15 protein-coding genes are annotated in these 23,929 nt (G+C 68.7%); 8 read left to right on the top strand and 7 right to left on the bottom strand.

Annotated elements, in window-relative coordinates; translation table 11 throughout:
• The first annotated feature begins 2 nt into the window (after nt 1-2).
• From G3M57_RS19510 to G3M57_RS19500, 3 genes are read left to right on the top strand one after another with little or no spacing between them, the layout of a single operon-like run.
• Nucleotides 3-1,790: a DUF885 domain-containing protein gene (locus tag G3M57_RS19510; protein ID WP_163232474.1), complete on the top strand. Its 1,788-nt coding sequence runs from the start codon at nt 3-5 to the stop codon at nt 1,788-1,790.
• A complete protein-coding gene (locus G3M57_RS19505) occupies nt 1,780-3,354 on the top strand; it encodes a family 43 glycosylhydrolase (RefSeq protein WP_163232472.1) in 1,575 nt (524 codons plus the stop codon). The genes G3M57_RS19510 and G3M57_RS19505 overlap by 11 nt, the downstream gene beginning before the upstream one ends.
• A gap of 54 nt (nt 3,355-3,408) precedes the next feature.
• Nucleotides 3,409-4,926: a glycoside hydrolase family 27 protein gene (locus G3M57_RS19500; RefSeq protein ID WP_163232470.1), complete on the top strand. Its 1,518-nt coding sequence runs from the start codon at nt 3,409-3,411 to the stop codon at nt 4,924-4,926.
• A gap of 149 nt (nt 4,927-5,075) precedes the next feature.
• Here the strand turns inward: G3M57_RS19500 and G3M57_RS19495 are convergent, their stop codons facing one another.
• The 4 genes from G3M57_RS19495 to G3M57_RS19480 all read right to left on the bottom strand — a co-directional run bounded on the left by G3M57_RS19495 (nt 5,076) and on the right by G3M57_RS19480 (nt 10,909).
• Nucleotides 5,076-7,781, bottom strand: a complete 2,706-nt coding sequence (locus G3M57_RS19495) for a TonB-dependent receptor (RefSeq protein ID WP_163232468.1) — start codon at nt 7,779-7,781, stop codon at nt 5,076-5,078.
• Nucleotides 7,782-8,239: 458 nt separating this feature from the next.
• Nucleotides 8,240-8,881: a GntR family transcriptional regulator gene (locus G3M57_RS19490; protein ID WP_056759801.1), complete on the bottom strand. Its 642-nt coding sequence runs from the start codon at nt 8,879-8,881 to the stop codon at nt 8,240-8,242.
• Nucleotides 8,882-8,963: 82 nt separating this feature from the next.
• Nucleotides 8,964-9,962 carry a 4-hydroxyproline epimerase gene (locus G3M57_RS19485; RefSeq protein ID WP_163232466.1) on the bottom strand — a complete coding sequence of 333 codons (999 nt, stop codon included), beginning with the start codon at nt 9,960-9,962 and terminating at the stop codon, nt 8,964-8,966.
• A gap of 32 nt (nt 9,963-9,994) precedes the next feature.
• Complete coding sequence (locus G3M57_RS19480) at nt 9,995-10,909, bottom strand: dihydrodipicolinate synthase family protein (RefSeq protein WP_188916143.1); 915 nt, start codon at nt 10,907-10,909, stop codon at nt 9,995-9,997.
• 65 nt (nt 10,910-10,974) lie between these two features.
• On the opposite strand from G3M57_RS19480, the gene G3M57_RS19475 reads away from it, so the two are divergent.
• From G3M57_RS19475 to G3M57_RS19465, 3 genes are all read left to right on the top strand, one after another.
• Nucleotides 10,975-12,252 carry an NAD(P)/FAD-dependent oxidoreductase gene (locus G3M57_RS19475; RefSeq protein ID WP_230983687.1) on the top strand — a complete coding sequence of 426 codons (1,278 nt, stop codon included), beginning with the start codon at nt 10,975-10,977 and terminating at the stop codon, nt 12,250-12,252.
• Complete coding sequence (locus tag G3M57_RS19470; RefSeq protein WP_163232464.1) at nt 12,249-13,457, top strand: M24 family metallopeptidase; 1,209 nt, start codon at nt 12,249-12,251, stop codon at nt 13,455-13,457. Before G3M57_RS19475 ends, G3M57_RS19470 begins: the two co-directional genes overlap by 4 nt.
• 67 nt (nt 13,458-13,524) lie before the next feature.
• A complete protein-coding gene (locus G3M57_RS19465; RefSeq protein WP_163232462.1) occupies nt 13,525-14,976 on the top strand; it encodes an amino acid permease in 1,452 nt (483 codons plus the stop codon).
• A gap of 66 nt (nt 14,977-15,042) precedes the next feature.
• On the opposite strand, the gene rhaT is transcribed toward G3M57_RS19465, so the two are convergent.
• Both rhaT and G3M57_RS19455 read right to left on the bottom strand, forming a co-directional pair.
• Nucleotides 15,043-16,137 (bottom strand): L-rhamnose/proton symporter RhaT, encoded by a 1,095-nt coding sequence (rhaT, locus tag G3M57_RS19460; RefSeq protein ID WP_163232460.1) that lies wholly within the window; start codon nt 16,135-16,137, stop codon nt 15,043-15,045.
• Nucleotides 16,138-16,234: 97 nt separating this feature from the next.
• Entirely contained in the window at nt 16,235-16,996 is a 762-nt protein-coding gene (locus G3M57_RS19455) for an SDR family NAD(P)-dependent oxidoreductase (protein WP_230983686.1), read from the bottom strand.
• Between the two features lie 218 nt (nt 16,997-17,214).
• Between G3M57_RS19455 and G3M57_RS19450 the strand changes: the two genes are divergently transcribed.
• Nucleotides 17,215-19,476: a hypothetical protein gene (locus G3M57_RS19450; RefSeq protein WP_163232458.1), complete on the top strand. Its 2,262-nt coding sequence runs from the start codon at nt 17,215-17,217 to the stop codon at nt 19,474-19,476.
• A gap of 49 nt (nt 19,477-19,525) precedes the next feature.
• Here G3M57_RS19450 and G3M57_RS19445 read toward each other — a convergent pair whose 3' ends face one another.
• On the bottom strand, nt 19,526-20,887 hold the full coding sequence (locus G3M57_RS19445; RefSeq protein ID WP_230983685.1) for a pectate lyase family protein: 1,362 nt from the start codon (nt 20,885-20,887) through the stop codon (nt 19,526-19,528).
• Between the two features lie 262 nt (nt 20,888-21,149).
• On the opposite strand from G3M57_RS19445, the gene G3M57_RS19440 reads away from it, so the two are divergent.
• Nucleotides 21,150-23,861, top strand: a complete 2,712-nt coding sequence (locus G3M57_RS19440; RefSeq protein ID WP_163232454.1) for a TonB-dependent receptor — start codon at nt 21,150-21,152, stop codon at nt 23,859-23,861.
• Nucleotides 23,862-23,929: the final 68 nt, after the last annotated feature.

The raw sequence follows: 23,929 nt of genomic DNA, 5'->3' as shown, positions 1-23,929 counted from the left end.
AGATGCGGCGAACCGGGCTTTTCGATACGACGGTCGCGTGCGTGGCGGCGACCGCGCCGATGCTGGTCGCTTCCACGGCCCTGGCCGGTCCTCCGGCCGCGCAGGCCGGTTCGGCGGACAAGCGCTTCGAGGCGATCTCCAGCGAGGAATACGCCTGGCGCCTGGCCCAGACCGGACCCAGCGAAGACGGCCCCAAGACCGACGCCTTCAAGCTCCCCGATGTCGGTCCGGCGATCCAGGCCGCGCGGCTGGCCCGCTGGACCACGACGGCCCGGCAGCTGGCCGACCTGCCGGTCGCCAAGCTGTCGAAGAAGAACCAGGCCAACTACGCCGTCTACAAGGGCCAGATCGACGCCCTGCTGGCCGAGCAGCAGTACCGCGAATACGAAAAACCGCTGAACGCCGACAGCAGCTTCTGGGGCGACGTCGCGGAATCGGCGCGCGGCAGCTTCAGGACCGAGGCGGACTATCGCGGCTACATCGCGATGATGCGCGACATCCCGCGCTATTACGACCAACAGATCGTCAACATGCGCGCCGGGCTGGCGCGCGGCTTCACCCCGGCCCAGGTGACCTTGCAGGGGCGCGACGCCGGCGTGGCCCTGGTGGCCGACGCCGCCACGCCCGAGGCCTCGCCCTTCTACGCGCCGTTCAAGACCCTGCCGGCCAACATCCCGCCGGCCGTCCAGGCCGCACTGCGCCGCGAGGCGGCCGAGGCGATCACCCAGGCCGTGGTTCCCGCCCACGCCCGCCTGCGGGCCTTCCTGCGCGACGACTACATCCCCGGCGCGCGAAAGACTCTCGCGGCCTACGACCTGCCCGACGGCAAGGCCTACTACCAGTCCAAGGTGCGCGAGTTCACCACCACCGACCTGACGCCGGACCAGATCCACCAGATCGGCCTGGCCGAGGTCGCCAAGATCCGCGCGCGGATGCTGGACGTGATGAAGGAGGTGAAGTTCGACAGCGACCTTCCGGCCTTCCTGACCTATCTGCGGACCGACCCGCGCTTCTACGCCAAGACGCCCCAGGACCTGCTGGACCGCGCGGCCTGGGACGCCAAGAGCTTCGACGGCAAGGCCTCGCAATGGTTCGGCCACCTGCCGCGCAGCCGCTTCGCCATCCGCCCGGTGCCCGACGAGATCGCGCCCTTCTACACCGGCGGCCGCGGCGGCCCTGGCATCTATCTGGTCAACACCTACAACCTGCCGTCCCGGCCGCTGTACTCGCTGATGGCCCTGACCCTGCACGAGAGCGCGCCGGGCCACGCCTTCCAGATGCCGCTGGCGGCCGAGAACAAGGACTTGCCGGCCTATCGCCGCGACACTTACCTGTCGGCCTATGGCGAGGGCTGGGCGCTGTATTCCGAGGCGCTGGGCGAGGACATGGGCCTGTACGAGACGCCCTACGACCGGTTCGGCATGCTCAGCTACCAGATGTGGCGCGCGGCGCGGCTGGTGGTCGACACCGGCATCCACACCCAGGGCTGGAGCCGCGAGCGGGCCCAGCAGTACCTGCACGACAACACCGCCATGGCCGACCACGAGATCCAGACCGAGGTCGACCGCTACATCGCCTGGCCGGGTCAGGCGCTGTCCTACTACATGGGCATGCTGGCCTTCGTCGACGCGCGCAAGCGGGCCGAGCAGGCGCTGGGTCCCAAGTTCAACATCCGCGCCTTCCACGACGCCGTCCTGGAGCTGGGGTCGGTGCCGCTGCCGGTGATCGACGCCCGCGTCGACCAGTTGATCGCCGACGGCGGCAAGGGACCCTATCCCGATGAGGAATGACCTGGCCCCGGTCGCCTGGAGCGCCGGCCTGGCCTGCGCCCTGGCGACGCTGACGCCGGCCGCCGCCCAGCCGGTGGCCGTGCACGCCGCCGGCAACCCGATCCTCGCGGACGGCCGGTACTATTCGACCGACCCCGCTCCCGTGGTGGTCGGCGACACCCTGTGGATCCTGGCCGGCCGCGACGAGGCGCCGGCCGACGTCAACGACTTCATCATGGACGAATGGCAGGCGCTTTCGACCCGCGATCCGGCGTCGGGCGACTGGCTGCACTACCCGGCGATCGCGCGGCCGGAGGCGGTATTCCATTGGGCCGAGCCCGGGCGGGCCTATGCCGGCCAGATCGTCCCGGGGCGCGACGGCAAGTTCTACCTCTACGCCCCGGTCCTGCAGGCCAAGAGCGACGCCAAGGACCGGTTCGCCATCGGTGTCGCCGTGGCCGACAGCCCCGCCGGACCCTGGACCGACGCCCACCCGGCCGGACCGATCGTCTCGCAGACGACGCCGGTCGCCAACGACATCCAGAACATCGATCCCACGGCGATCGTCGACGACGACGGCCGGGTCTACCTCTACTGGGGCACGTTCGGCCAGCTGCGCGGCATCGAGCTGGCGGCCGACATGGTCACGCCCAAGGGGCCGGAGGTGAAGGTCGACAGCCTGGACGGCTTCTTCGAGGCCCCGTGGCTGATGAAGCGCAAGGGCGTCTACTACATGCTCTATGCCGGCAACCGGGCCGGGCCGCGGTCGGATTGCACGCCGGCCGTCTACCATGCCTGCATCGCCTACGGGACCGCGCCGTCGCCGCTCGGGCCCTGGACCTATCGCGGGGTGATCCTGCGGCCGGTGTCCTCGACCACCTCCCATGCGGGCGCAGTGGAATTCAAGGGTCAGTGGTGGCTGGCCTACCACACGGCCGACGCGGCCGGCGGCGGGCACTTCCGTCGCAGCGTGGCGATCGACAGGATGGACTGGGACGACAGCGTCAGCCCGCCGGTCATCCTGCCGGTCACCCCGACCAAGCGCCCAGGGCCGCCGCCGGCGCCGACCCGCAACATCGCGGCGATGGCCACGCCCACGGCGTCCAACGCGCCGGTGCCGGTGCAGTACTGGATCAAGGCGCTGAACGACGGCCTCGTCCGCGACGCGCCTCTGCCGCCGGACCTGTGGGGCAGCTGGACGCCGCACAATCCCGCCAGCCAGTGGATCGAGTACCGTTTCGACCGGCCGGTGACCCTGAACGGCGCCCGCATCCGGTTCTGGGCCGACCAGCCGGCCGGGGCGGGCGTGGGCGTCGCCCCGCCGAAGGCTTGGCGGATGGAATATTGGGACGGCGGCTGGAAGCCGGTGCGCGCTCCCAAGGGCTTCGGGACCGGCGTCGATGGTTTCCAGTCCGCCACGTTCGCGGCGGTGACCGCCCGGTGCGTCCGGGCGGTGTTCGACGCTTCCGGCGCTCAGGGAACCCATGCCGGCCTGGCCGTGCAGGAGTGGGAAGTCCTGGCCCCGACGGCCCAGGCGCCGCGCGCCGGCAGCGGCTCGGCCCCGGCCTGCGACGCCCAGCCCTAGACCTCGACCAACGCCCGGCTCGGGCGCGCGCCTTGAAATGGAACGGAGAACGCCATGCTTCGCGGCCTGATGACGCTTTCACTGGGGATCACGATCCTGGCCGCCGGGACGGCGCGGGCGGCGACGCCGCTGGACGGCGTCTGGCTGTTCGACGACGCGCCGTCCTATCCGGGCGTGACCATGGTCCAGCTGTCCAGCGAGGGCGGCAAGCCCCGCGGCGTCGTCACCACGGCTTGGTACGGCCCGATGGAGATGCGCAACCTCGTGGTCCAGGGCGGCAAGGCGACCTTCGAGCTGCGCAATCTCAACGACAAGGACCACGCCACCCGGCAATGGACGGCGGTGCTGAACGGCCAGACCCTGAAGCTGTCGGGCGACATCTGGTACGCCCATGTCGAGCAGTCCGGCCGCCACGGGACCGCCAAGGACGCCCGCGCTCGCGCCTTCAGGACCACCGCCTTGCCGCCGCTGGGAACCCTGGCGCCCGACGGCCTGGCGCGGACGCCGCCGATGGGCTGGAGCAGCTGGAACAAGTTCGCCGAGAAGATCGACGACAAGACCGTGCGCGCCATGGCCGACGCCCTGGTCGCCACCGGCCTGCGCGACGCCGGCTACGTCTATGTCAACATCGACGACGGCTGGCAGGGGACCCGCGGGCCGGACGGCGCGATCCGGCCGAACGAGAAGTTCCCGGACATGAAGGGCCTGGCCGACTACGTCCACGCCCGCGGGCTGAAGTTCGGTCTCTACAGCGCGCCGGGGCCCAGGACCTGTGCGGGCTATGAGGGCAGCTACGGCCACGTCCAGCAGGACGCCAAGACCTTCGCCGACTGGGGCGTCGACTATCTGAAGTACGACCTGTGTTCGGGCGAATGGTTCTATGACGACGCCGACAAGGTCCAGCGCACCTATTACGAGATGGGCGCGGCGTTGCGGGCGACCGGGCGGCCGATCGTCTATTCGCTGTGCGAGTACGGCCGCTTCGAGGTCGGGGCGTGGGGGCGCAAGGTCGGCGGCCACCTGTGGCGCACGACCGGCGACATCACCGACGACTATGCGACCATGGCCAGGATCGGCTTCGACAAGAACGGCCGCGCCGAGCACGCCGGCCCCGGCGGCTGGAACGATCCGGACATGCTGGAGATCGGCAACGGCGGCATGAGCCATGACGAGTACGCCACCCACATGACCCTGTGGGCGATGTCGGCCGCGCCGCTGATGATGGGGCACGACCTGCGCCAGAGCAGCCCCGAGGTGCTGAAGATGCTCGAGAACCGCGAGGTGATCGCCGTGGACCAGGACGCCCTGGGCGTCCAGGGCAAGGCGGTTCGGCGCGACGGGACGACCGAGGTCTGGACCAAGCCGCTGGCCGACGGCGCGGTGGCGGTGGCCCTGTTCAACCGGGGCGAGGCGGCGGCGACGATGACGCTGCTGCCCAGCGACGCGGGGAAGAGCGGGCTGACCGCCGTGAGGGACCTCTGGCGCGGCGCCGACCTGCCGGTTGGATCGCAGGACTTCCAGGTCCCCGCCCATGGGGTCGTCATGCTGCGGGTGACCGGCGGGCAGGGCTGAGGGCGCTTGAGCCCCTCCTCCTCCCGAGCTTGTCGAAGGACGAGGACGGCCGCGCCGCCTCCGTGGACCGGTCAAAAAAATGGGCTGGCGACAAGCCAGCCCAAGGGGGGGAGGGGCGCCGCCCTGAGGCGGCGATGCGGTGAAAGGGATCAGTAGCGGAAGCGGGCGCTGACCTGCAGGGTGCGGGCCTGGACGCGAACGCCCAGCGGCAGCATGCGGTCCTGCCCCCAGTAGACGTTGTTGTTTTCCTTGGTCAGGTTGGTGCCCTCGACGCTGAGGGTCAGCTGCTTGATCGGCGTCCAGTTCACCGCCGCGTCGAGCCGCGAGGTGGCGTCGTTGTAGGGCGAGTATTCGGGGTTATCCTGGTAGACATTCACCTTGTAGCGGGCGCGGTAGTTATAGGCGACGCGCGCGCTGAACTGCGGGGTGTCGTAGTAGAGCGCCAGATTGTAGGTGTACTTCGAGGTGCTGTCGGCGTCGAACACGCCCGGGATCAGGCGCTGGTCGCCCTCGAACGGGAAGTTGATGTTGTACTTCGCCATGTAGGTGAAGTTGGCGCTGGCGCCGAAGTTGTGCAGCTTGCCGGGCAGGAAGTCGAAGAAGCCCGAGGTGTTGAACTCGTAGCCCTGGAACTCGCCAGGTCCGGCGTTGCGGCTGGTGTAGACCTGGTACACGACGCCATTGATCGTCTCCTGGCCACCGCCGCTGTAGTAGATATAGCCGTCGGGCTTCTTAAGGAACGCGCCCAGCGAGACGATGCCGCCGCGCCCGAAGTAGTATTCCAGCGACGCGTCGTAGTTCTCGGAGCGATTGGGCTTCAGGTCCGGGTTGCCGGAATAGATGATCTGATTGTTGGCCTGGATCGTCCGCCAGGACGACATGTCCAGGAAGTTGGGACGCTGGACGTTGTAGGTGTAGGCTAGGCGCAACTGGAACTTCGACGAGAAGTGGACCACGGCGTTGAGGCTGGGCAACACGTCGACATAGTCGCCGCCGCCTTCGGTCGGGGTGATGACCGCGTTCCAGTCCTTGTCCAGATCGAACCGGGTGCTGACGTTGTGGCCCTTGGTCCGGACCACGCGCACGCCGGCCACGCCGTCGATCGGGAAGCGGCTCTTGATCGCGTAGTTCAGGTTGCCGTAGCCGGCCAGGCTCTGTTCGTCCTCGACATAGGTCTGACCAAGATCGTTGGGCGGCCGTTCCGTCGTCCAGCCGGCGGCGGTGAGCAGGGCGTCGTGCCTGTCCATCAGGTCGGGGCCCGACAGATGGTACCAGGTGGGGGAGAAGCCGGTGACGGCCAACTGACTGGTCGTCACGCCGACGCCGCCCGGGAAACTGTTCAGGGCGATCGTCGGGAAGGCGTCGCGATAGCCGTAGTCGCGGGTCAGGTGACGGTCGGAATAGCGAACGCCGAAGCCGATGCTGCGGAAGAACTTGTCGTCGCTGAGGCGGTAGGTGGCGTCGGCCTTGAGCACGAATTCGTGGTTCTTGGCGATGGCCTGTTCGTCGTGAAGCTGGAAGATCTGGTAGTTTTCGACCTTCGCCAGGTCGCTGGTCGGGAAGGTGATGTAGGGGCCGCGCCCCGGGATGTTGCTGGAGTTGAAGTCCACATTGACCGTGGCGGCGGGCTTGCCGCTCGCGTCCAGCAGGTGCGCCAGGCTCAGGACGCCGTAATAGCTGGTCTTGCTCCAGTTATATTGGGCCGAGCCGTCGACCTGCAGGCGGTCGCCGCGCCAGTGCGCCTCGGCGTTGGTCGTGAAGTTGTCGGAGTCGACCTTCTCGTAATAGGACTGGGCGCTGGCGTCGACGCCCTCTGGACGACTGAGGGTCAGGGACCGCACGGTGCGGCCGTCCTCGGCCAGGACCACGTTCGAGACCGCGCTGTTGGGGTCGCGGGTGGTGACGTGCAGGCGGTCGCGCCCGCGCTTTTCCTTGCTGCCGAAATAGGACCCTTCGACCACGAAATCGAGATGCTCGTTGGCGCGCCATTGGCCCACCAGGTTGATGGAGGGCCGAGTGATCGCGCCTTGCTCGACGCCGTAGTTCACCGCGTAGGGCGCGATGATGTTCTTCTGGTTGGCGGGCAGCGAGGCTTGCGAAGGGGTGTTGTCGAAGAACGTATTGGGGGACTCGCTCTCGACGAAGTCTTCCTCGTAGTTGTTCTTGGTGTAGGAGCCGTTGATCAGGAAGCCCATCTCGCCGATCCCGGTGTCGAACCGGTCGCCGACCAGCAGGCTGGCATAGGGGCTCTTGGTGTCGCCGGTGCTGCCGTAGACGTTCTTGATGCTGCCGGCGACCGTCAGGCCGTTCCTCAGGTCCAGCGGGCGGCGCAGCTCGACATTGACCGTGCCGGCGATGCCGCCTTCGACCTGGTCGGCCGTGCGCGTCTTGTAGACCTGGACGGACTTCAGCAGTTCGGCGGGGATGTCGGCCAGGTTGGCGGAGCGGCTGTCGCCGACGCTGTTGTCGTTGCCGTTGATGGTCGTCGAGACGCCCTGCATCCCGCGGATGGTGATGTTCGTGCCTTCGCCGTGGATGCGCTCGATCTGGACGCCGGTGACACGCGACAGGGCTTCGGGAACGTTGTTGTCGGGCAGCTTGCCCACGTCCTCGGACTCGATGGATTCGACGATCTGGGCCGAGTTCTTCTTTCGCTTGGTCGCCGCGTCCAGGCTGCCCCGGATGCCCTTGACGATGACGGTGTCGACCAGGGTCGCATCGTCGGTCTTGGCGTCGTCGGCGGCGGTGGCGTTGGCCTGCGCGTCGGTCGACTTGATGTCCTGTGCGACGGCCGGCGAACACAGAGTGATCGCAATTAGGGCCGTCGCCGCCATCATGGCGTGCCTGCTGCTCATGGACTGTCCTCTCCCCTGACAATTACCAGGTCGCAAATTGGACATATCCGCGAGGCCGCGTCAAAAAAATTATACAATATACATTCGACGATCTGACAAATGCCGCATCGCGTTCCGGTCCTGCCGCAAATCCGGGCCGCCAACCAGCGTCCGGTCAATAGATTGTTTTTATAAAGTTTTCCGTGGATTCTGGAGCGCGCGCGAGGGGCACCGAACGCCCCGGCTCAGCTGGAAGGTGTCATTTCTGAGGAGGTTTCAGCGCGACTAAATCCGATCAGAGGCGGAAGAAAAATGCCTTTCCTTGCGCTCGCCCCCAAAAAGAGATCGACGTTATCTGCATGATAACTCGGACAATTTACGCGGCGCGACGCTCCTTGAGATCCGCACCGGAAGGACGGCCCGCGTCGACGCCCCGAAAATCATCGGGTCACCGTCCGAAATCAGCGATTTGCGGGTCGTCAGGCCGACAGTTGCTGCTTGAGGTCCGACAGCGTGCCGAGGATGTGGTTGACCGTCAGGGATTCGACGGTCGCCGCGTCGCCTTGGATCCAGGCGGCCAGGATCTCGCGATGCTCCTGGCTGGCCCGCTCGTCGCGGCCCAGGGGCTCCAGGTGCACCCGCACATAGCGCTCGGCCAGGATCTGCAGCCGCTCCATCAGCTGGAAGGTGATGTGGCCCCCGGGGCGCACCAGCGCCAGGTGGAAGGCGCGGTTGAAGCTGACATGGTCGCCGTCGGGCTTGGCCAGCTCGGCTTCGAGCGCCGAGAGCGCCTTCTCGGCGGCGACGTGGTCGGCCGGGGTGGCGCGCAGGCAAGCCTCGGCGACCGCGCCGGGCTCGAGCTTCAGGCGCAGGGCGAAGACCTCGCTGGCCTCGTCGGTCGACAGGTCGCGGACGACATAGCCGCGATTGGGATAGGAGCTGAGCAGGCCGTCCTGCTCCAGGCGGCCCAGGGCCTCGCGCAGCGGGATCTTGCTGACGCCCAGCTCCGCGGCGATGACGTCCTGGCGTACGGCGGTTCCGGGCTGCATCGCCCCGACCAGGATGCGGCGGCGGACGATCTCATAGGTCTGGTCGGACAGCGTGCGGACGACGATGTTCATTGGCGCAGGCTGAACCTCTTGGCGACCGCCCCCGTGCGGTGTGAGCCCTATCGTATACTAGACGCGGCGGGTCGGCGGGAGTCTAGATCACCTGGAAGCCCGCCCAGAACGGGTCGGCGCGGTCGATCCAGAGGATGTTGTGGCCGGTGGCGATGGCTGATCCCTGGATCGACGGAATGATCGCGTCCCGCCCGCCCAGTTCCACCCGTTCCTCGACCCGGCCGATGAAGCGGCTGCCGATGATGCTCTCGTGCACGAAGGCGTCGCCGACCTTCAGCCGCCCCTTGGCCGCCAGGTGGGCCAGTCGGGCCGAGGTGCCGGTGCCGCAGGGGCTGCGGTCGATGGCCCGGTCGCCGTAGAACACCGCGTTGCGGCCGTCGGCGTCCGGGGCCCGGGGCGCGTCGGCCCACAGCACGTGGCTGACGCCGCGGATGGTCGGGTCCAGCGGATGGACCGGCTCGACCTTGTCGCGGACCAGGGTCCGGACGATCGGGCTGAGGCGCAGGATCTCGGCCGCGCCCAGGGCGTCGATGCCCGTATAGGCGCCCTGCGGTTCGATGATGGCGTAGAAGTTGCCGCCATAGGCCACGTCTATGGTCAGCGGGCCGAAGCCCGGCACGTCGATCGCTACCCCTTCCTCGGCCAGATAGGCCGGGACGTTGCGGATCTTCACCGCCGTGACCCTGTCGCCCGCCGTCTCGTAGGCGATGTCGATGACGCCGGCCGGCACCTCCAGCCGCAGCTTACCCGGCTCGCGCGGGGTGATCAGGCCGTTCTCGAGGGCGAAGGTGACGATGCCGATCGTGCCGTGGCCGCACATCGGCAGGCAGCCGCTGGTCTCGATGAACAGGATGCCGGCGTCGCAGTCGGGCTGGGTCGGCGGATAGAGGAAGCCGCCCGACATCATGTCGTGGCCGCGCGGCTCGAACATCAGGCCGGTGCGGATCCAGTCGAAGCGGGCGAGGAAGTCCTGCCGCCGCGCGCTCATCGTGTCGCCCCGCAACAGCGGGGCGCCGCCGGCCGCCAGGCGGACCGGATTGCCCGCCGTGTGGCCGTCGATGCAGAAGAACGTGTGACGCATGGACTTCCTCTTACGCTTCGACTTTGAAGGGCCTAGGCGGCCGCCTGGGTCAGGAGCGGCCGGCTGGCGGCGGCCTCCTCGACCATGGCGATCACCTGGGCGCGACGGGCGCCGGCCAGGGGCAGGCGAGGCATGCGGACCCGCTCAGATCCACGGCCCATGATCTGCTCGGCCAGCTTGATCGACTGCACCAGGTCGTGTTCGGCGTCCAGGTGCAGCAGCGGCATGAACCAGCGATAGATGCGACGGGCTTCTTCCAGGTCGCCGCGATCGACGGCGGCGACCAGGGCCACCGATTCCTGCGGGAAGGCGCTGGTCAGGCCCGAGACCCAGCCGCGGGCGCCCATCAGCAGGCCTTCCAGGGCGACGTCGTCGAGGCCGGCCATCAAGATGAAGCGGTCGCCGAAGGCGCGCGCCAGGTCGGTGAAGCGGCGGGTGTCGGGCGCGCTTTCCTTGACGGCCACGATGGTCGGCTCGCTGGCCAGGCCGGCCAGCACGTCCAGGGTGATCGCGGCGCGATAGGCGGGCGGATTGTTGTAGAGCATGATCGGCAGGGCGGAGGCCTGGGCGACGGTGCGGAAGTGGGCCTCGAGTTCGGCCTCGGTGGGGACATAGACCATGGCGGGCAGGACCATCAGCGCATCGGCGCCCAGCGATTGGGCGTCCTTGGCGAAGGCGGCGGCGCGCGCGGTCGTCAGTTCCGAGACGCCGACGATGATCGGGACCCGGCCGGCCACCACCTCGACGGCGGCCTGCAGCACCTGGCGCTTCTCGTCGGCTTCGAGCGAATTGTTCTCGCCGCAGGTGCCCAGGACCACCAGGCCGTGCACGCCGTCGCGGACCAGGGCGTCGAGCACCTGCTGGCTGGCGTCGATGTCGATCGACAGGTCGGTCTTGAACTGGGTCGTGGCGGCCGGGAACACGCCCGACCAATTCATGGAGCTCATACGGCTTGCACCTCTAACTGCTTCGTCTACGGTATACGAAATGGCGATGCAGAGGTAAAGCCCAGGTGGGACAGGCGGCCGGAACATTGGTGATTGGCGGCGGCGTGGTCGGCAAGGCCTGCGCCTTGGCCCTACGCCGGGCCGGCGAGACGGTGCTGGCGCTCGATCCGCAAGGCCCGTCCCGCCCGGCCTCCTATGGCAACGCCGGCCATATCGCGGTGGAGCAGGTCGAGCCCCTGGCGTCGCCCGCCGCCCTGACCTCGGCGTTCGGGCGGCTGTTCCCGCTGGGCGGCCCCCTGGATTTTCGCCTGGCCGACATCGCCGCCTGGGGCCCGTGGGCGGCGCGTTTCGTCAGGGCCTCCACCCCGGCGGGCGCCGCTCACGGCAGGCAGGCGCTGAAGAGCCTGCTGCAAGAAGCCCTGCCGGCCTGGCGTCGCCTGACCGCCAGCCTGGACCGTCCGGATCTGCTGGTCGAACGCGGCCACCTCGTCGTCTGGGAAAGCCCGGAGACCGCGCGCGCGGGCCTTGAGGCCTGGCGCGTCGCCGATATCGGCCAGGCGCGGGTCAGCCCCCTGTCCGACCCGCTGGCGCGGCAGGTGCGACAATGGATCGCAGCGCCCGTCGCCGGCGGCGCGCAGTTCGAGAATACGGGCCAGGTGCGCGATCCCGCCCTGGTCCTGGGCTTGCTGGACGACGCGTTCACGGCCTTGGGCGGTCAGCGCCGGACCGGTCGCGCCGTGCAGCTGAGCGTGGTCGGCCGCCGGATCGAGGTGCTGCTCGAGGACGGCCAGCGGCTGACGCCGGAGCGGGTGCTGGTCGCCGGCGGTGTGGGATCGGGCGCCTTGCTGCGCGACCTGGGCCATGTCGCCCCGGTGATCGCCGAGCGCGGCTATCATCTGGAAGGCGGGGCGGACCATTGGGGCGACCTGCCGCCGGTGGTGTTCGAGGACCGTTCGCTGATCCTTACCCGGTTCGGCGACCGGCTGCGGGCCGCCAGCTTCGTGGAGTTCGGCCGCGAATCCTCGCCCCCCGATCCCCGCAAGTGGGCGCGCCTGCGTCGTCACCTGGCCGAACTGGGCGTGCGGATGGAGGGCCCCGTCGCCGAATGGATGGGCGCCCGGCCGACCCTGCCTGACTATCTTCCGGCCATCGGCGCCAGCCGGCGGGCCGACAACCTTTACTACGCCTTCGGTCACCAGCATCTGGGCCTGACCCTGGCGGCGGTGACCGGGGAACTGGTCGCGGCCCTGATGGGCGGCGCGACTCCGGCGGTCGACCTGACCCCCTTTGACCTGGACCGGTTCGCGCGAGGGCGCGACCTACGCAAGAGGAACGCGGCATGACCCTGGGCGTCGGCGGCTCGACCATGGACCTGCAGCTGGCGGGCTTGTCGCCTCGCCCCGGACGGCCGCCGGCCATCGCCGCCGCCGAATACCAGGCGAGGCTGGAACGGGCCCGGGCGTTGACGGCGGCGCTGGGCGGCGACGCCTTGCTGGTCGGGGCCGGAGCCAGCCTGCGCTACTTCACCGGCGTGCCGTGGGGCGCGACCGAGCGGCTGGTGGCCCTGCTGCTGCCGCGCAAGGGACGGCCGATCATGATCTGCCCGGCCTTCGAGCTGGGGTCGCTGCAAGCCGACCTGAAGATCGAGGCCGACATCCGGCTGTGGCAGGAGCACGACAGCCCCGCCGTCCTGACGGCCCGGGCGCTGGCTGAAATCGGCGCCGACGTCCTGGCGCTGGACCCGGCCGCGCCGTTCTCGCTGTTCAGCGCCCTGGACAAGGCCGCGCCGTCGCTGCGAGCCGTCGACGCCACGCCGGTGATCGACGGCTGCCGGGGCGTCAAGTCGCCAGCCGAACTGGCCCTGATGCGCTACGCCAAGGCCATCACCCTGGACGTCCACCGGCGCGCCGCCGCGATCCTCGTCCCGGGGATCGCCGCCAGCGCCGTCAAGCGGTTCATCGACACCGCCCATCGCGCCGCCGGCGCCGACGGCGGCTCGACCTTCTGCGCCGTGCAGTTTGGCCGGGCCACCGCCTATCCGCACGGCCTGCCGGGCGACCAGGCGCTGGGGGAGGGCCAGCTGGTGCTGATCGACACCGGCTGCCAGGTCGAGGGCTACAACGCCGACATCACCCGCACCTACGTGTTCGGCGAACCGGGCGACGAGCACCGGCGGATCTGGGACATCGAGCATGAGGCCCAGGCCGCCGCCTTCGCCGCCGTGCGGCCCGGCGTGCCCTGCGAGGTCATCGACGAGACCGCGCGCCAGGTTCTGCAACGCCACGGCCTGGGCCCTGACTACGTGCTGCCGGGCCTACCCCATCGCACCGGCCACGGCATCGGCCTTTCGATCCACGAGGGACCCTACCTGGTGCGCGGCGACACGACGCGCCTCGCGCCGGGCATGTGCTTTTCCAACGAGCCGATGATCGTCATCCCCGATCGCTTCGGCGTGCGGCTGGAGGACCATTTCCACGTCACCGAGGACGGGGCGGCCTGGTTCACCGAGCCCTCGCCGTCGATCGACGCGCCGTTCGGTGCGTCGTGAGGTCCGTTTCCTCATCATCCCGGCCGGTCGTCTCCGGCCCGTCAAAGACCACCCTGGGGGTAATCGCATGAACTTCTGGACCCGCCGCAAGGCGCTCGACGCGATCGTCTCGGTGGAGGCCGACCGCCGGCTGAAGCCGACCCTGTCGTGGCCGCACCTGCTGGCCCTGGGCATCGGCGCCATCATTGGCACGGGCATCTACACCTTGACCGGCATCGGCGCCGAGCGGGCCGGCCCGGCGGTGATCCTGGCCTTCGCCGCCTGCGGCGTCCTGTGCGTGTTCGCGGCCCTGGCCTATGCCGAGGTCGCGACCCTGATCCCGGCCGCCGGCAGCGCTTACACCTACGCCTATGCGGTGCTGGGCGAGGGCCTGGCCTGGATCGTCGGCTGGAGCCTGGTGCTGGAATACGCCGTCACCTGCGCGGCCGTGGCCGTCGGCTGGTCGGGCTACATGGTCGGCCTGCTGCAAAGCGTCGGCGTCCACCTGCCGCCGCAGATCCTGGCCGGACCGCACGCGGGCGGGATCATCAACCTGCCGGCCGTGCTGATCACCGTCGCCGTGACCGCCCTGCTGGCCAAGGGCGCGCGCGAGAGCGCCACGCTCAACATCGGCCTGGTGGTGATCAAGATCGTCGCCCTGGCGGTGTTCGTCGGCCTGACCTTCACGGTGATCAAGGCGCACAACTTCACGCCGTTCATGCCCTACGGCTTCGCCGCCCACACCGAGGCGGGGCATCCGCGCGGCGTGATGGCCGCCGCCGCCATCGTGTTCTTCGCCTTCTTCGGCTTCGACGCGGTCTCGACCTCGGCCGAGGAGGTCAAGAACCCCAAGCGGGACCTGACCATCGGCATCATCGGCTCGATGGTGATCTGCACGGCGATCTACATGCTGGTGGCCGCCTGCGCGGTCGGGGCCTGGCCCTATGCCGAGTTCGCCCGGTCGAGCGAGCCGCTGGCCTTCATCCTGCGCGGCCTGGGCCATCCGGCGGCCGCCTTCGGCATCGCCGCCGCGGCCATCATCGCCCTGCCCAGCGTCATCCTGGTGATGATGTTTGGCCAGACCCGAGTGTTCTTCGTCATGGCGCGCGACGGCCTGCTGCCGCGCGGCATGGGCCGGCTGCATCCCAAGAGCGGCGCGCCCGTCACCCTGACCTTGATCACCGGCGCCGTCGTGGCGGCGGTCGGCGGGTTCCTGCCGCTGGACCAGATCGCCGAACTGTCCAACGCCGGCACGCTGCTGGCCTTCATCTGCGTGGCGGTGTGCCTGATGGTGCTGCGCGTGCGCCGACCGGACCTGCCGCGGCTGTTCCGTTGCCCTGCGGCCTGGATCGTCGGGCCGCTGGCGGTGGTCGGCTGCCTCTATTTCATGATCAGCCTGCCGTCGGCGACCCTGATCCGGTTCGTGATCTGGAACGTCGTCGGCCTGGTCGTCTATCTGGCCTATAGCCGCCGCACCAGCCTGCTGGCGCGCGGCGTCGACGCGCCCGCGGTGCGCGAGGCCAGTGCGATCGTCGACTGACGGCTGCGTGAAACGAAACCGGCCCGCGCCTGGAGGCGCGGGCCGGTCGTCTTCGATCCGTTAAGCTCAGGCGGCCAGCTGGTTGCCGTAGCCGATGATCACGGTCGCCCCGACCAGCAGGGCGACGCCGGTCCAGACCATGGCCTTGACCTTGGGCCGGGCGTCCTTCCATTCGCGGAAGGCGAAGCCCCACAGGGTGCCGAAGATGATGATCGAGGCCATGTGCAGGGTCCAGCTGGAGAAGCCGAACCGGCCCATCTGGCTCTCGCCCATCGTGTAGAAGAAGAACTGGAAGTACCAGGCGGTGCCGGCCACCGCGCACAGCAGGTAGTTGGCCAGCAGGGGCGAGCGCTTCAGGGCCGCGGTCTGCGGCTTGTCGGCCGCCTCCACCGGGCTGACGGCGCCCAGCCACTGGCCGGCGCTGCGGTTCTTGAAGATCAGCCAGGCGCACCACAGGCCGTTGGTGATCAGGCCGCCGAACATCACCAGGCACAGGGTCGGCAGGCCGGTCCACAGCGGGCCGGTGCCGGCCGCCGCCGACAGCGCCTTGACCGGCTCGCCGGCCGACAGGCCGAAGGCGAAACAGGCCGACATGATCCCCGAGAACACCGCCACGGCGATGCCCTTCTTGAAGTCGAACTCGGCGACGGCCTTCTTCTTCTGCTCCGGCGACAGGTCGCCGTCCTTCTTGGCGCCGGCCCAGGCCACGACGACGATGCCGGCCAGGGTGACGATCAGGCCCAGCAGGATGATCCGGCCCGAGGCGGTGGCCAGGAGCTTGTCGGCGAAGTCGCCCTGGACCAGCGGCGGGATCAGGGTGCCGAACACCGTGCACAGGCCCAGCACCACGGCCATGCCCAGCGACAGGCCCAGATAGCGCATGGTCAGGCCGTAGGTCAGGCCGCCGAAGCCCCACAACACCCCGAACATCACGCACAGCCCGACGGTCTTGGGCGGAACCTGGGCCATCACGCCCATCAGGTTCTCGGTCTGGATGGCCGCGAACAGCCATGGGGCGAGCAGCCAGCTGAAGATGCCGCCGGTCAGCCAGAAGATCTCCCACGACCAGCGGCGCACGCCGCGATAGGGCACGTAGAAGCTGGCCGACGACAGGCCGCCCAACCAGTGGAAGAGGACGCCGAGCAGGGGATTGGGGGTCATGCGCGGGATCCCTTCGCGGTTCGCGTCCGGCGGATCGGCTGATCGCCCATGGTGTCGTCTCCCTTTTGGATCGCCTGGTCTTCCAGGTCGCGACCGGTCAGAACGTGGTGCGGCCGCCGGAGGTGTCGAAGGTGGCGCCGGTGGTGAAGCTGCATTCCTCGGACGCCATGAAGCAGACCATGGCGGCGCTTTCATGCACCTCGCCCAGGCGGCCCATGGGGATCTTGCCCTTCATGTACGCGACCTGACTGGGCGGCAGCTGCTCCAGGATCGGGCTTTCGAAGGTGGCCGGGGTCAGGCTGTTGGCGATCACGCCCTGGGTCGCCAGTTCCTTGGCCAGGGACTTGGTCAGGCCGATCACCGCGGCTTTCGAGGCCGAATAGGCGCCGGCGTTGGGATTGCCTTCCTTGCCGGCCACCGAGGCGACGTTGACGATGCGGCCATAGCCGTTGGCCAGCATGAACGGGGCCACGGCCTTGCAGCAGTAGAACACGCCGTTGACGTTGATGTCGAAGACCCGCTTCCAGCTGTCGGTGGGATAGTCGTGGACCGGAGCGGTGGCGCCGGTGATGCCGGCCGAGGCGACCAGCACGTCGATGCGGCCCAGGGCCTGGTGGGCGGCCTGGCCCGCGGCCAGGACGGCGGCCTCGTCGGAGACGTCCAGGGCCACGGTGTGGACCGCCCCGACCTCGGCGGCGGCGGCCTTCAGGCCCTCGGCGTCCAGGTCCCAGAGCGAGACCTGGCCGCCCTCGGCGACGATCCGCGCGGCCACGGCCTTGCCCAGGCCCGAGGCCCCGCCGGTGACCACCGCCGTGCGGCCGGAGAAGCGGCCAAGATAGGGATTGGCGTAGGCGCTCACGCGACGCTCGATCCGGCCATGACGATGATTCCCCCGACGCTGAACGTCCGTCCAGGCACAAGAAGGCTTGCGGTGAACTTTCACAATATGAGAAACATTCCTACAGAATGGAACCATGAGCGTCAATCGAGCGCGCGAACCGAACCGTCCGGCCGACGCGCTGGGGCGGCGTTCGGGGCGGCGCCGATGGTCTCCGCTTTCAGTTTGGGAGAGAAACGATGCGACGCGCGCTACTGGCCGGCCTGGCGGCCATCGCCCTGGGCGGCCCGGGGCTGGCCCAGCCGATCGACCGCCACGCCCTGGTCAGCCGTCACGACATCCGGCTGACCAGGGTCGATCCCTCCGCGCCGCTGATGGTCGGCAACGGCCAGATCGGCTTCACGGCCGACATCACAGGCCTGCAGACCTTTCCGGAGGCCTATTCCAAGATCGCGCCGCTGCTGACCGAGGCCCAGTGGGCCTGGCACAGCTTCCCCAACCCCAACGGCTACACCTATGCCGACGGGACCACGCCGATCGACGTGCGCGGGACCCAGCAGCCCTACGCCTACATGAAGGACTGGAACGAGGCCGCGACCCGGCCGGCCCTGGCCTGGCTGCGCGAGAATCCCCACCGTTTCTCGCTGGGCTGCGTGGCGCTGGACCTGCGCGCCAAGGACGGCCAGCCCGCCAAGTTCGCGGACCTCACCCAGACCGACCAGACCTTGGACCTATGGACCGGCGTCCTGACCAGCAGGTTCGTCTATGACGGCGAGGCGGTGACGGTGCGCACCCGGGTGCATCCGACGCTGGACATGATCGTGGTCGACGTCGATTCAGCCCTGGTGGCGCAGGGCCGTCTGGGCCTGTCGGTGAAGTTCCCGGGCGTGTCGAAGTCGCTCAATCCCGATCCGTCCGACTGGTCCAGCCCCGGCGGTCACCTGACGAAGGTGACCGGCGAGGGCGCCAAGACGCTGAGCCTGGCCCGCCAGATCGACCAGACCCGCTATTTCGCGGCGCTGCAGGCCGATCAGGCCGTCAGCTTCACGCCGGACGGGCCGCACGGCTTCAAGGTGGCGCCCAGGGCCAAGGGGCGGACGCTGGGGCTGGAGGTCGCCTTCTCCCGCGCCGCCCTGCCGGCCTTGCCGGCGCAGGCTATCGCCGACCAGGCCGTGCGCGACCACTGGAAGACCTATTGGACGCAGGGCGCGGCGGTCGATTTTAGCGGCAGCACCGATCCCCGCGCCGCCGAACTGGAGCGCCGGGTGGTGCTGTCCCAGTACCTGATGGCCCTGAACGCCGCCGGCGAGGTCCCGCCGCAGGAGGAGGGGCTGTTCTCCAACAGCTGGAACGGCAAGTTCCATCTCGAGATGCACCCCTGGCACGCGGCGCATTTCGCGCTGTGGAACCGGCCTGAATATCTGGAGCGCAGCCTGCCCTGGTACCTGGGCCACCTGAAGGACGCCCAGGCTCGGGCGGCCAGCCACGGCCTGAAAGGCGCCTGGTGGCCCAAGATGGTCGGGCCCGACGGGGTGGACAGTCCCAGCAAGGTCTCGCCGTTCATCATGTGGCAGCAGCCGCATCCGATCTGGATGTCCGAGTTGGTCTGGCGCGACAAGCCGACCAAGGCCACCCTGGCCCGGTACGGCGAACTGGTCGAACAGACCGCCGACCTGCTGGCCAGCTTCCCGCACCGCGACGACAAGGGCCGCTTCGTGCTGGGCCCGCCGATCATCCCGGTGCAGGAGAACTACGACCCCCTGACCACCTTCAACCCCGCCTTCGAGCTGGAATACTACCGCTGGGGCCTGGAGACGGCGCAGCAGTGGCGGCTACGCCGGGGCCTGGCGCGCAAGCCCGAATGGGACGCGGTGATCAAGGGCCTGGCGCCCCTGGCCACCAAGGACGGCCTCTACCTGCCGACCGAGTCCACCCCCGACTTCTGGGACGTGGCCGGGAGCGCCCAGTGCTCGCGCCACGCGGTCGAGGAAAAGTGCCTGAACCGCGATCACCCCTCGTTCCTGATGGCCTATGGCCTGCTGCCCGGAAAGGGCGTCGACCGGGAGACCATGCGGCGCACCCTGCGGGCCGTCGAGCGGGACTGGGACCTGCGCCAGACCTGGGGCTGGGACTATCCGATGGTGGCCATGACCGCCGCCCGCCTGGGCGAGCCGGACAAGGCGGTGGACTGGCTGTTCTTCGACGCCAAGAACAACAAGTTCGGCCTCAGCGGCATGACCCCGCGCGTGCACCTGGACGCCCACGCCCAGGCCTTCGTGCCGACCTCGGCGGGAGCCGGCGCGCCGGCGGGGGCGCCGGTCGGGCAGGACGGACCGGGCTATTCGCGGGCGGCCGAGACCTATTTCCCGTCCAACGGCTCGTTGCTGGCGGCCGTGGCGATGATGGCCGGCGGCTGGGACGGTTCGACCGGACCGGCCCCGGGCTTTCCCAAGGACGGCAAGTGGCGCGTGCGGGCCGAGGGCTTCAAGCGGCTGCCCTGAGCGGGGGCGGGGACTCCGGAGCGGCTGCCCCGCTCCGGAGCGCCAGGGTCTATTTCACCAGGCCGTTCACATACTCCTCGATGTTGGTGTAGCCGTCGCCGTCGCGGTCCTTGGCGGCGTCGGACGGGTCTCTGGGGCTCAGCTTGCGGGCCTTCTCCCAGGCGTCGGGCATGCCGTCGCCGTCGCCGTCCTTGGGCGCGGCGGTCGAGGAGGCGGTGAACCAGCCGCCGACCTCCTTCTGGCTGTTGATGATCTTGCCGGTGCGGTCGCGGACGCTCTTGACCACCCGGGCGTCGATCGGGTCGCGGGCCTTGGAGGCGCCAGCCTTGTCGAGCACCAGGCGATAAGCCACGTCGGCGGACTGGGTCGCGACCGGACCGAACGGGAAGGGCTGGTCGACGACGTGCTCGCCCGGCGCCGCGGTCGAGGCCAGGACCAGGCTTTTCTGGTCGGCCACCGGCTTGCCGTCCATCCAGTTGCCCGAGAAGTAGGTCCTGCCGCTCTTGTTGCGGATGTAGAGGGCCAGGGGGCCGCCGGTGTTGGCGCCCTGGAGGTAGTAGTTGCTGACGAAGTTGGAGCGGGTGTTGGCGTTGGTGTTGAGGTCTTCGCCGGCCGCGAACCGCGAGGCGTTGTCGGGGCGGCCGTAGAACGGGTCCATGGCGTAGCCGCGGCTGACGCCGGGCTCCCAGTTGTAGAAGTCCGTCGTGGCCCCCTGGCCCCAGTTGTAGAAGACGTTGTCGCGGAAATCGAGGACGATGCCCTCGGCGTCGTCCTTGGCCCCGGCGTAGTTGCCGATGCGCGGCATGCGGGCCTCGTGGTGGGCCCACAGATTGTGGTGGAAGCTGTACTTGGCGCCGTAGGAGCCCTGGATCAGGCTGCCATAGCCGTGCTCGCCCTTCTCGTGGATCGAGTGGTTCAGGCTTTCGGCGATCAGCGACCACTGCACGGTGACATTGGTCAGGCGCTTGACCTCGGGGGTGACCTTCTGGGTCACCGACAGGCTCTCGTCGATCGACCAGCCCGACGAGATGTGGTCGAGGATGATGTCCGAGCCGCCGCCGATCGAGATCGAATCATATTCCTTGCCGGCCTCGTCGCCGACCCGCGAGCGCAGGTAGCGAACGATCACATGGTTGGCGTGGATCAGGAACTGGCCGTCGCGCAGGGTGATCCCATAGCCCGGAGCGGTCTGGCCGGCGATGGTGATGAAGTCGTTGGCGATCTTCAGGTCGCTCTTCAGGCGGATCACGCCGCCCACGTCGAACACCACGATCCGCGGCCCGTCCGCCTCGACGGCCGCCCGCAGCGAGCCCGGTCCGGCGTCGTTCAGATTGGTAACCTTGATTACCCGGCCGCCGCGCCCGCCCTTTGAAAATTGGCCAAAGCCTTCCGCGCCCGGAAAAGCGGTCAAGTCGGATGCGGTGTCCGCAAGGGCCGTCGAGGCCATGAGGCTGAGAAGAAGCCCAGAAAATACAACGGCTTTCATTTGTCGCATGATTGCAGCCTTGCTCTTACTTAGTTGTCCGGACGCCACAACCTGCGTCGAATTGGTAATACCAGAGTTGCAGACTTTCGCCGGATGTTGCAAGGTATGGAAAGTGGTACCACATTTTGAGACTCGTGGTTCCAGCCAAGACACCGGTGTCAAGCCGGTTTGTACGGGGAGAAACCGCATGATCTCGACCACCCTGAAAACGCGTCTGCTGGCCTCCGGCGCCTCCGCCTTGGCCCTGGCCATGACCCTGGCCGGCGCAGCCGTCGCCCAGACGTCGTCGACGACCGCCGCCCCGGGCGCGCCGGCCGCCGACGAAGCGTCCCAGGTCGAGGAACTGGTGGTGACGGGCTTCCGCAGCAGCCTCAGCAAGGCGCTGGACGTCAAGCGCGACAGCATCGGCGCGGTCGACGCCATCCTGGCCGAGGACATCGCGGCCTTCCCGGACCAGAACCTGGCCGAGGCCATCCAGCGCCTGCCGGGCGTCACCATCGACCGGGTCGGCGGTGAGGGCCACCAGATCACCGTGCGCGGCCTGAACGCCGACTTCACCCGCGTGCGCATCAACGGCGTCGACGCCATCGCCACGGGCGGCGGCAACCGCAGCCGCGGCTTCGACTTCAACGTCTTCGCCTCGGAGCTGTTCAACAGCATCACCGTGCGCAAGACCCAGTCGGCCGACACGCCGGAAGGCTCGCTGGGCGCCACGGTCGACCTGCAGACGGGCCGTCCGTTCGACTACAAGGGCTTCAAGGCGGCAGGCTCGGCCGAGGGCAGCCTCAACAGCATCACCGACCGCATCCTGCCCCGCGTGGCGGGCCTGGTCAGCTGGGCCAACGAGGACCAGACCTTCGGCGTGCTGGCCTCGGTGGCCTATTCCAAGCGCCAGCCGGTGGCCGAAGGCTTCAACACCACCCGCTGGCAGGGCCGCGACGCCACCGACAACTTCGCCGGCTGCACGATCTGCACCAGCCCGGCCGAGCTGGCCAAGGTGCAGAACGCCTTCTATCCGCGCATCCCGCGCTACACCGCCTCGAAGATCGACTCCGAGCGCCTGGGCCTGACCTTCTCGACCCAGTGGCAGCCGTCGGACAAGACCCGGTTCGACCTGGACGTCCTGTATTCGGACCTCGACCAGTTCACCGAGAGCCCCAACCTGGAGGCCATCTCGTTCAGCCGCTCCAACGCCGCCGGCGTGGGCAGCACGATCGTCCGCGACTATGCGATCAACGACCGCAACACCTTCACCTACGGCGTGTTCGACAAGGTGGACGTTCGTTCGGAGAACGGCATCCAGCGCGACCACACCAAGTTCACCCAGGTGAGCCTGGCCGGAAAGCACGACTTCAGCGACCGTCTGCGGGTCAAGGGCCGGATCGGCGTGGCCAACTCGGCCTATTCGATGCCCGAGCAGATCTCGTTCCAGCTCGATCGCAACGACGTCAACGGCTACACCTACGACGCCCGCGCCAACGACCGCACGCCGATCATCAACTACGGCTTCGACGTCGCCAATCCGGCGCTGTTCACCCTGACCGAGATGCGCTCGCGCGAGAGCACGGCGCTGAACATCGTGCGCACCGCGACCGGCGAGGTGGAGTATGACGTCGACGAGTACCTGACCCTGCGCGGCGGCGTCAACGCCCAGCAGTACGTGGTCAAGTATCGCGACAAGAGCCGCAACCAGACCCTGACCGGCGCCAACCAGGTGGTCGGCGTCGGCGCCTTCGCCAAGGTCGTCCGCTTCGGCCGCGACTTCCCGTTCCCGGGCGGCGACCGCTCTTACGTGGTGGCCGACATCGACAAGGCCCTGGCCTACACCAAGCTGCTCAGCTACCCGCTGATCGTCCAGTCGGGCGACACGCGCGACGTGGCCGAGGACGACCTCAGCGGCTTCGGCCAGGCGATCGTCAACGCCACCGTGCTGGGCGGCATGCCGCTGAAGGCCGACTTCGGCGCCCGGGTGGCCCGGACCAAGCTGGTGTCGAAGGGCTTCGTCAACACCACCTACATCACCGCCAAGAACGACTATACCGACGTGCTGCCGTCGATGAACCTGTCGCTGGAGCCGACCGACGGCGTGATGCTGCGCCTGGGCGTCGCCAAGGTCATGGCCCGTCCCACCCTGGGCAGCCTGACGCCGGGCGGCTCGGTCAGCGCCACCACCCGCACGGTCAACTTCGGCAATCCCGACCTGGAGCCGTTCCGCGCCACCAATTACGACCTGGCGGCCGAATGGTACTTCGCGCCGGAGTCCCTGGTCTCGGTGGCGGTGTTCTACAAGAAGATCGACAGCTTCATCGCCAGCAAGACGACCCAGGCCGTCTACAGCTCGCTGAACCTGCCCACCAGCCTGATCACCAGCGCCGGCGCCGCGCCCAGCGACATCTTCGACGTCACCACCCCCTACAACGGCACGGGCGGCACCCTGAAGGGCGTCGAGCTGCAGTATCAGCAACCCTTCACCTTCCTGCCCGAGGCCCTGAAGGGCTTCGGCTTCATCGGCAACTTCACCTATGTCGACTCGAGCGTGAACTACGGCACCCAGGCCGCGCCGAACTACAACAAGCTGACCGGCCAGTCGAAGACCACGGCCAACGCCACCCTCTACTTCGAGCGCGACAAGCTCAGCGCCCGCGTCTCGGCCGCCAAGCGCTCGGGCTTCCTGACCGGCTATCCGGGCTCGAACGGCAACAGCGAGGGCGGCACCCACGGCAGCACCTATTACGACTTCTCGACCAGCTACAAGGTCCGCGACAACCTCACGGTCACGCTGGAGGGCATCAACCTGTCGGACGAGTACACCGACGCCTATGTCGACGTGGCCGACCGCGTGAACGACTACCGCCACACCGGCCGCGAGATCATTCTCGGCGTCCGCTGGACCTACTGAGGAAGTCTTCCCCCCACTTCCTCGTTTTGGCCTGGAGCGGACTGTCCTCCGCTCCAGGTCCTTTTCTT

Source organism: Caulobacter rhizosphaerae (genome assembly GCF_010977555.1).
Lineage (GTDB): Bacteria > Pseudomonadota > Alphaproteobacteria > Caulobacterales > Caulobacteraceae > Caulobacter > Caulobacter rhizosphaerae.
Note: the sequence above shows the minus strand (reverse complement) of the source record. Positions and strands in the feature narration are given on the sequence as shown.